Consider the following 7,250-nt stretch of genomic DNA (forward strand, 5'->3'; position numbering starts at 1 on the left):
CTTCTCGGGGGTGTCCGGCCGCCACCCCCACCCGGCCGGACACCCCCGAGAAGGCGCTGAAGGAACTGTCGAAGGGCAACCGCCGGTGGCGGACCTTCCACCAGCAGTACCCCGACCAGGACGCCACCACCCGCAAGACCCTGACGACCGGTCAGCACCCCTTCGCGCTCATCCTCGGCTGCATCGACTCCCGCGTCCCCCCGGAGCTGGTCTTCGACCAGGGCCTCGGTGACCTCATGACCGTGCGCAGCGCGGGCGAGGTACTGGACGAGGCGGTGCTCGGCAGTGTCGCGTACGGCGTGCTCGAACTGGACATCCCGCTGGTGATGGTGCTCGGCCACCAGTCCTGCGGGGCCGTGAAGGCGGCCGTCCAGGCGGACAGCACCGGCGAGAAGCTGCCGGCCCACATCCAGTACGTGGCCGACCAGATCCGCCCGGCGATCGACCACCACGTGGAGGGCGACGCCCGTGTGGCGGCGACCATCGACGCGAACGTCCGGCTGGTCCGCTCGAAGCTGGCGGCCGAGCCCGACCTCGCCGCGAAGGTGAAGACGGGCAAGGTGGCCATCGTCGGCGCCCGCTACGACCTGACCACCCAGCGGGTGCACCTGCTGAAGTAGTCCGCCGCGAGACGGACGGAAGGGCCTCGGCGGATCTCCGCCGGGGCCCTTCCGGCGTCCTGGGGCTCAGCCCTTGACGAGGGTGATGTCCTGCTGGCGGACGGCGTGGAAGCGGGGCAGCGGCAGTCTCCCGCCGGACAGTTCCGTGACGGTCGCCTCCACCCGGGCCGGCCCCGGCCGGAAGCGGCCCGGCTCGGCCTTGTCGGTGTGGGTCCACGTGTGGTCGGCGCCGTCGCAGATCGCCACGGACCCGCCGACACCCTTGCGGACCAGGCTGTCGCCCTGCTGCAGCGACGACGAGACGAAGACGGGCCCGCTGCCGCCGAGGCAGCGGTAGGTACCCGACAGGGTGAGGGTGCCGTCGGGGGCGACCTTTCCGGTGGCGTCGACCGTCACCGTCTCGAACGGTTCGGCCGTGGCGCCGGCGGACGGCGCGGCGGCGCACAGCAGCAGCGCGGCGCCGGCGGCCGTGCCGAGCACCCGGCGGACGCGGGAAGCGGGCATGGGATGACCTCCTTGAGCTGGGCTTACAGAGGTACCGGCCATGCCGTGCGGCACCGGCGATCGTCACCCCTCCGTCGGCGCGTCACGTCCGCCGTCCCCCGTACACCCCCGTGTTGTGTCCGCGTCGTGTCACAGGACGTCCGGGTGTTGTCACGTCTCGCCGCGACACCTTGTCGACGCGTTCCGAGGGCGTGCATCGTCAGTACTGCGAGGCGGTGACTCGCCGCCGGCACTCACAATGACGTGGAGGTGCGCCATGTGTTCACACCAGCCCCTGTGCCCCGCGGCCGACAGCACGAACGCCGACGCCGCGCACATCGTGGCCTTCCACCCCGAGCAGGGCTGGAACCTGCTGTGCAACGGGGCGATCGTCTTCGACGACACCGGTGAGATCCTCCCCGACGGCCGCGTCGTCGCCCCGAGCCGTCTCGCCGTCGCCGCCTGAGACTCACCCGGACCGCCCGGGACCGCCCGGACCACGGCCGCCCGGCGCCGGATGCCCGATGCCCGATGCCCGATGCCCGATGCCCGATGCCCGATGCTTCTCGGGGCTACGGCAGGACCGCGAATCCGTCCAGTTCCACCAGGGCCCGCTCGTCCCAGAGCCGGACGACACCGACGACCGCCATGGCGGGATAGTCCCGCCCCGCCAGCCTCCGCCACACCTGGCCGAGCCGCGACACATGGGCGCGGTAGTCGGCGACATCCGTGGCGTAGACGGTGACGCGGGCCAGGTCGGCCGGTGTGCCGCCGACGGCCTCCAGCGCGGTCAGCAGATTGCCGAGCGCCCGCTCGAACTGCTCGACCAGCGTCTCCCCCACGACCTTTCCGTCCGCGTCGAGCGCGGTCTGGCCCGCCAGGAAGACCACCCGGCCCCCGGTGGCCACCACCGCGTGCGAGAAACCGGTGGGCCGCGACAACTCCGCCGGGTTCACCCGTTCGATGCTCATGAGGACGGCTCCTGTTCCGCGGTCCGGGCGTACAACTCCTTGGCGATGACGGCCCGTTGCACCTCGCTCGCCCCTTCGTAGATCCGTGGGGCCCGAACCTCACGGTAGAGGTGTTCGAGGAGATGGCCGCGTCGCAGCGCCCGGGCGCCGTGCAGTTGGACGGCCGCGTCCACGACGTACTGGGCGGTCTCCGTGGCCAGCAGCTTCGCCATCGCCGCTCGGCCGGGGACGTCCGGGGCACCGGAGTCGTACGCCGTGGCCGCCGCATAGACCATGAGCCGGGCGGCCTCCGTGCGCAGCGCCATCTCGGCGACCTGGTGGGCGACGGTCTGGAGGTCGCGCAGCTTTCCGCCGAACGCCTCGCGCCGGGCGGTGTGGATGAGGGTGGCGTCGAGCGCGGCCTGGGCCATGCCGACCGCGAAGGCGCCCACGCTGGGGCGGAACAGGTTGAGGGTGCCCATGGCGACGCGGAACCCCCGACCGGGTGTGCCGAGGACGTCGTCCGCGGCGACGGGGACGGCGTCGAGGGCGAGGGTGCCGATGGGGTGCGGGGACAGCATGTCGAGCGGGGTGCCGGAGAGGCCGGGGCGGTCGGCCGGGAGCAGGAAGGCGGTGACACCGCGGGCGCCCGCGCCGGGGGTGGTGCGGGCGAAGACGGTGTAGAGGTCGGCCTCGGGGGCGTTGGAGATCCAGCACTTCTCGCCGGTGAGCCGCCAGCGGCCGGTGCCGTCGGGCTCGGCCCGCAGCTCCAGCGCCGCCGCGTCCGAACCGGCGCCGGGCTCGCTGAGCGCGAAGGCCGCGACCGCGTCGCCGTCACTCACCCGGGGGAGCCAGCGGGCGCGCTGGGCCTCGGTGCCGTGGGCGTGGACGGGGTGGGCGCCCAGCCCCTGGAGGGCGAGCGCGGTCTCGGCCTCGGTGCAGGCGTAGGCCAAGGACTCGCGCATCAGGCAGAGGTCGAGGGCGCCGGAGGTGAACAGGCGGCGCAGTAGGCCGAGGCGGCCCAACTCGGCGACGAGGGGGCGGTTGACGCGGCCGGGCTCGCCCTTCTCGGCGAGGGGACGCAGCCGGTCGGCGGCGAGGGCGCGCAGGTCGGCGCATCGGGCGAGTTGTTCTGGTTCGAGTGAGAATGCGGTCATTGCCGTCCCCTCTCCCCCATCGGACTGCTTCAGGTTATCGCGATCTGTTGACTGTCGTCACCAAGGCGATACGCTCCAGATGCGAGCCCGCCACGACGTGCGAGTCCACCACCACATGCGAGTCCACCACCGCAGGGACCGAGCAGGGGGCGAACGTCATGAACTCCAGGGTCACCGCCCATGTCGACACCTTCGCCCGTGACCGGCTGCCGCCCCCGGAGCAGTGGCCCGAGCTGGTCTTCGACCTTCCCGAGCTGCGCTATCCCGACCGGCTCAACGCCGCCGCCGAACTGCTCGGCGGTACCGAACCCGACCGGCCCGTCTTCCACACGCCCGCCGGGGAGACCTGGACGTACGGCGAGCTCTCCGCCCGCGTCGACCGCGTCGCCCACCTCCTGACCTCCGCGCTCGGGGTCGTCCCGGGCAACCGGGTCCTGCTGCGGGGGCCCACCACGCCCTGGCTCGCCGCCTGCTGGCTGGCGGTGCTCAAGGCGGGGGCGGTCGCGGTGACGGTGCTCGCCCAGCAGCGGCCGTACGAGCTGGTGACGGTCTGTGAGCTGGCGCGGGTCACGCACGCGCTGTGCGACATCCGGTCCGTGGACGACCTGGTGAAGGCCGAGGTCCCCGGGCTGAGGATCACCACGTACGGTGGGGACGGGCCGGAGGACCTGCTCCGTCTGCCCGCGCCGGTCGGGCCGTTCCCGGCGGTCGACACGGCGGCCGAGGACGTGGCGCTGATCGCCTTCACCTCCGGCACCACCGGGCGGCCCAAGGGATGCGTGCACTTCCACCGGGACGTCCTGGCCGTCGCGGACACCTTCTCCCGGCATGTGCTGCGGCCCCGGGCCGACGATGTGTTCGCCGGGTCTCCCCCGCTCGGCTTCACCTTCGGCCTCGGCGGTCTCGTCGTCTTCCCGATGCGGGCCGGGGCCAGCGCCCTGCTGCTCGAACAGGCGGGGCCGAAACAGCTGCTGCCGGCGCTCGCGGAGCACCGGGTGTCGGTGCTGTTCACCGCGCCGACGGCGTACCGGGCGATGCTCGGCGAACTGGACGGGCACGACCTGTCGGCGCTGCGGCGGTGCGTGTCGGCGGGCGAGAACCTGCCGGCGGCCACCTGGCGGGCCTGGCACGAGCGGACCGGGCTGCGGATCATCAACGGCATCGGGGCGACCGAGCTGCTGCACATCTTCATCTCCGCGGCCGACGACGCCATACGGCCCGGCACGACCGGCGTTCCCGTACCGGGGTGGCACGCGCGCGTGCAGGACGCGGACGGGGAGCCGGTGCCGGACGGGGAGCAGGGGCTGCTCGCGGTGCGCGGGCCCGTGGGGTGCCGTTATCTCGCGGACGAGCGGCAGCGGGAGTACGTGCGCGGCGGCTGGAACGTCACCGGCGACACCTATGTCCGTGAGCCGGACGGGTACTTCCGCTATGTCGCCCGCGCCGACGACATGATCATCTCCGCCGGGTACAACATCGCGGGCCCCGAGGTCGAGGACGCCCTGCTGCGCCATCCGGAGGTACTGGAGGCGGCGGTCGTGGGGCGGCCCGACGAGGCCCGCGGGCAGGTCGCCGTGGCGTATGTGGTCGTCGCGGCGGGGGCGGACCGGGACGGCGAGGCGCTGCGCGCGTTCCTCAGGGCCGAGCTGGCGCCGTACAAGTGTCCGCGCGAGATCGTGTTCCTGGACGCCCTGCCGCGCACGGCGACCGGCAAACTCCAGCGGTTCCGTCTGCGCACCACAGGTGACCAGCACTGATACCGAAGACCTAAAATGATCAACGTGTCCGAACAGCATGCACCACGTTCGCTCATCGTCACCTTCTACGGCGCGTACGGCCGTTCGGTGCCGGGTCCCGTGCCCGTCTCCGAGCTGATCCGGCTGCTCGCCGCGGTGGGTGTCGACGCGCCCTCCGTCCGTTCCTCGGTGTCCCGGCTGAAGCGCCGCGGACTACTGCTGCCCGCCCGGACCGCGGCGGGCGCCGCCGGGTACGCGCTGTCGGACGACGCGCGGCAGCTCCTGGACGACGGCGACCGGCGGATCTACGCGACGGCTCCGGAGCAGGACGAGGGGTGGGTGCTCGCCGTGTTCTCGGTGCCGGAGTCCGAGCGGCAGAAGCGGCACGTGCTGCGCTCCCGGCTGGCCGGCCTCGGCTTCGGCACGGCGGCGCCGGGCGTATGGATCGCGCCCGCACGGCTGTACGAGGAGACCCGGCACACCCTCGTACGGCTGCGGCTCGACCCGTACGTGGAGCTGTTCCGGGGCGAGCATCTGGGGTTCGCGGCGACCGCCGAGGCGGTGTCGCGGTGGTGGGACCTGGCCGGGATCGCCAAGCAGCACGAGGCGTTCCTCGACCGGCACGCGCCCGTGCTGCACGACTGGGAGCGCCGCGCCGACACGCCGCCGGAGGTGGCCTACCGCGACTACCTGCTGGTCCTGGACTCCTGGCGCCATCTGCCGTACGTCGACCCCGGGCTGCCGGCCGCGCTGCTGCCGGCGAACTGGCCGGGTGTGCGCTCGGCGGCCGTGTTCCGGGCCCTGCACGAGCGGCTGCGGGACGCCGGGGCGGCGTTCGCGGGGCTCGAAGCGTAGAGCGCTGCCGGCGGGTGACCGTCGGGGTCATGGGGCGCCGCCCAGGGTGAGCCTCGGCTTGGGGGCGTCGGTGCGGCCGGTGTTCGGGCGGCGGCTTCCCGCCCGGTAGGGATCGGGCCAGGTCACGGCCGGGCCCTCGTAGCCCTGCTCGGCCGCGGCGTGAAGCGTCCAGTGCGGGTCGTAGAGGTGGGGGCGGCCGAGGGCGCAGAGGTCGGTGCGGCCGGCGAGGATCAGGGAGTTGACGTCGTCCCAGGAGGAGATCGCGCCCACGGCGATCACCGGTATCCCCGCCTCGTGGCGGATCCGGTCCGCGTACGGGGTCTGGTACGAGCGGCCGTACGCGGGGCGCTCGTCGGCCACGACCTGTCCGGTCGAGACGTCGACGGCGTCCGCCCCGTGCGCGGCGAAGGCCCGGGCGATCTGCACGGCCTCGTCGGCGGTCGTACCGCCCCGCGCCCAGTCCGTGGCGGAGATCCGGACCGTCATCGGCCGTTCCTCGGGCCAGACGGCCCGCACCGCGTCGAACACTTCGAGGGGGAAGCGCAGCCGGCGGTCCAGTGGGCCGCCGTACCGGTCGGTGCGGCGGTTCGTCAGCGGGGAGAGGAACCCGGAGAGCAGATAGCCGTGCGCGCAGTGGAGTTCGAGGAGGTCGAAACCGCTGCGGGCGGCACGGCAGGCGGCCGAGGTGAACTGCTCGCGTATGTCGGTGAGTTGAGCGCGGGAGAGTTCGCGTGGGGTGGGGTTCGCCGGTGTGTACGGGAGTGGGGAGGCGGCGACGAGGGGCCAGTTGCCGTCGTCCAGCGGCTCGTCGATGCCCTCCCACATGCGTTTGGTGGAGCCCTTGCGGCCGGAGTGGCCGAGCTGGACGCCGATGGCCGTGCCGGGTGCCTTGTCGTGCACGAAGGTGACGACGCGGCGCCATGCCTCGGACTGCCGGGCGTTCCACAGTCCGGCGCAGCCGGGGGTGATGCGCCCCTCGGGGCTCACGCACACCATTTCGGTCATCACGAGCCCGGCGCCGCCGAGCGCCCGCGCGCCCAGGTGGACGAGGTGGAAGTCGCCGGGGAGGCCGTCGGTCGCCGAGTACATGTCCATGGGGGACACGACGACCCGGTTGCGCAGGGTCAGGCCACGCAGCCGGAACGGGGTGAACATCGGGGGCGTGCCCGGCGGGCAGCCGAACTCCCGCTCCACGGCGCCCGTGAAGTGCGCGTCGCGCAGCCGGAGGTTGTCGTGGGTGACGCGGCGGCTGCGGGTGAGCAGGTTGAACGCGAACTGCCGGGGCGGCTGGCGCCGGTACAGGCCGATGTTCTCGAACCACTCCAGGCTGGCCCGCGCCGCACGCTGCGTCGAGGCGACGACGGGGCGCCGCTCCTCCTCGTAGGCGGCCAGCGCCCGGTCCAGGTCGGGCTGTTCCTCCAGGCAGGCGGCCAGCGCGAGGGCGTCCTC

At 73.3% G+C, this 7,250-nt stretch carries 8 protein-coding genes; 4 read left to right on the top strand and 4 right to left on the bottom strand.

The genetic code is table 11. The annotated features are described in order from the left end of the window. Positions 1 to 620 (top strand): carbonic anhydrase (locus AOK23_RS15855; protein ID WP_055713364.1); only part of this gene is annotated, 620 nt, incomplete at its 5' end. Between the two features lie 66 nt (positions 621 to 686). On the opposite strand, the gene AOK23_RS15860 is transcribed toward AOK23_RS15855, so the two are convergent. Beyond that, a complete protein-coding gene (locus AOK23_RS15860) occupies positions 687 to 1,124 on the bottom strand; it encodes a DUF6299 family protein (protein WP_055713365.1) in 438 nt (145 codons plus the stop codon). 256 nt (positions 1,125 to 1,380) lie between these two features. Here AOK23_RS15860 and AOK23_RS15865 point away from each other — a divergent pair, with 256 nt between their 5' ends. Further along, positions 1,381 to 1,569: a DUF5999 family protein gene (locus AOK23_RS15865; protein ID WP_055713366.1), complete on the top strand. Its 189-nt coding sequence runs from the start codon at positions 1,381 to 1,383 to the stop codon at positions 1,567 to 1,569. 106 nt (positions 1,570 to 1,675) lie between these two features. Here the strand turns inward: AOK23_RS15865 and AOK23_RS15870 are convergent, their stop codons facing one another. Together AOK23_RS15870 and AOK23_RS15875 are read right to left on the bottom strand one after the other, a co-directional pair. After that, positions 1,676 to 2,074, bottom strand: a complete 399-nt coding sequence (locus AOK23_RS15870) for a RidA family protein (RefSeq protein ID WP_055713367.1) — start codon at positions 2,072 to 2,074, stop codon at positions 1,676 to 1,678. Then, positions 2,071 to 3,210, bottom strand: coding sequence for an acyl-CoA dehydrogenase family protein (locus AOK23_RS15875; protein ID WP_055713368.1), 1,140 nt, complete (start codon positions 3,208 to 3,210; stop codon positions 2,071 to 2,073). Before AOK23_RS15875 ends, AOK23_RS15870 begins: the two co-directional genes overlap by 4 nt. A 47-nt stretch (positions 3,211 to 3,257) precedes the next feature. Here AOK23_RS15875 and AOK23_RS15880 point away from each other — a divergent pair, with 47 nt between their 5' ends. Together AOK23_RS15880 and AOK23_RS15885 are read left to right on the top strand one after the other, a co-directional pair. Then, positions 3,258 to 4,967 carry an AMP-binding protein gene (locus tag AOK23_RS15880; RefSeq protein WP_420823712.1) on the top strand — a complete coding sequence of 570 codons (1,710 nt, stop codon included), beginning with the start codon at positions 3,258 to 3,260 and terminating at the stop codon, positions 4,965 to 4,967. Positions 4,968 to 4,982: 15 nt separating this feature from the next. Continuing rightward, positions 4,983 to 5,801 (top strand): PaaX family transcriptional regulator, encoded by an 819-nt coding sequence (locus AOK23_RS15885; RefSeq protein WP_055713369.1) that lies wholly within the window; start codon positions 4,983 to 4,985, stop codon positions 5,799 to 5,801. Between the two features lie 27 nt (positions 5,802 to 5,828). Here the strand turns inward: AOK23_RS15885 and AOK23_RS15890 are convergent. Continuing rightward, on the bottom strand, positions 5,829 to 7,250 hold a 1,422-nt coding region (locus AOK23_RS15890; RefSeq protein ID WP_476718301.1), incomplete at its 5' end, for an oxidoreductase.

The organism is Streptomyces torulosus (genome assembly GCF_001419765.1).
In the GTDB taxonomy this organism is placed as follows: Bacteria; Actinomycetota; Actinomycetes; order Streptomycetales; family Streptomycetaceae; genus Streptomyces; species Streptomyces torulosus.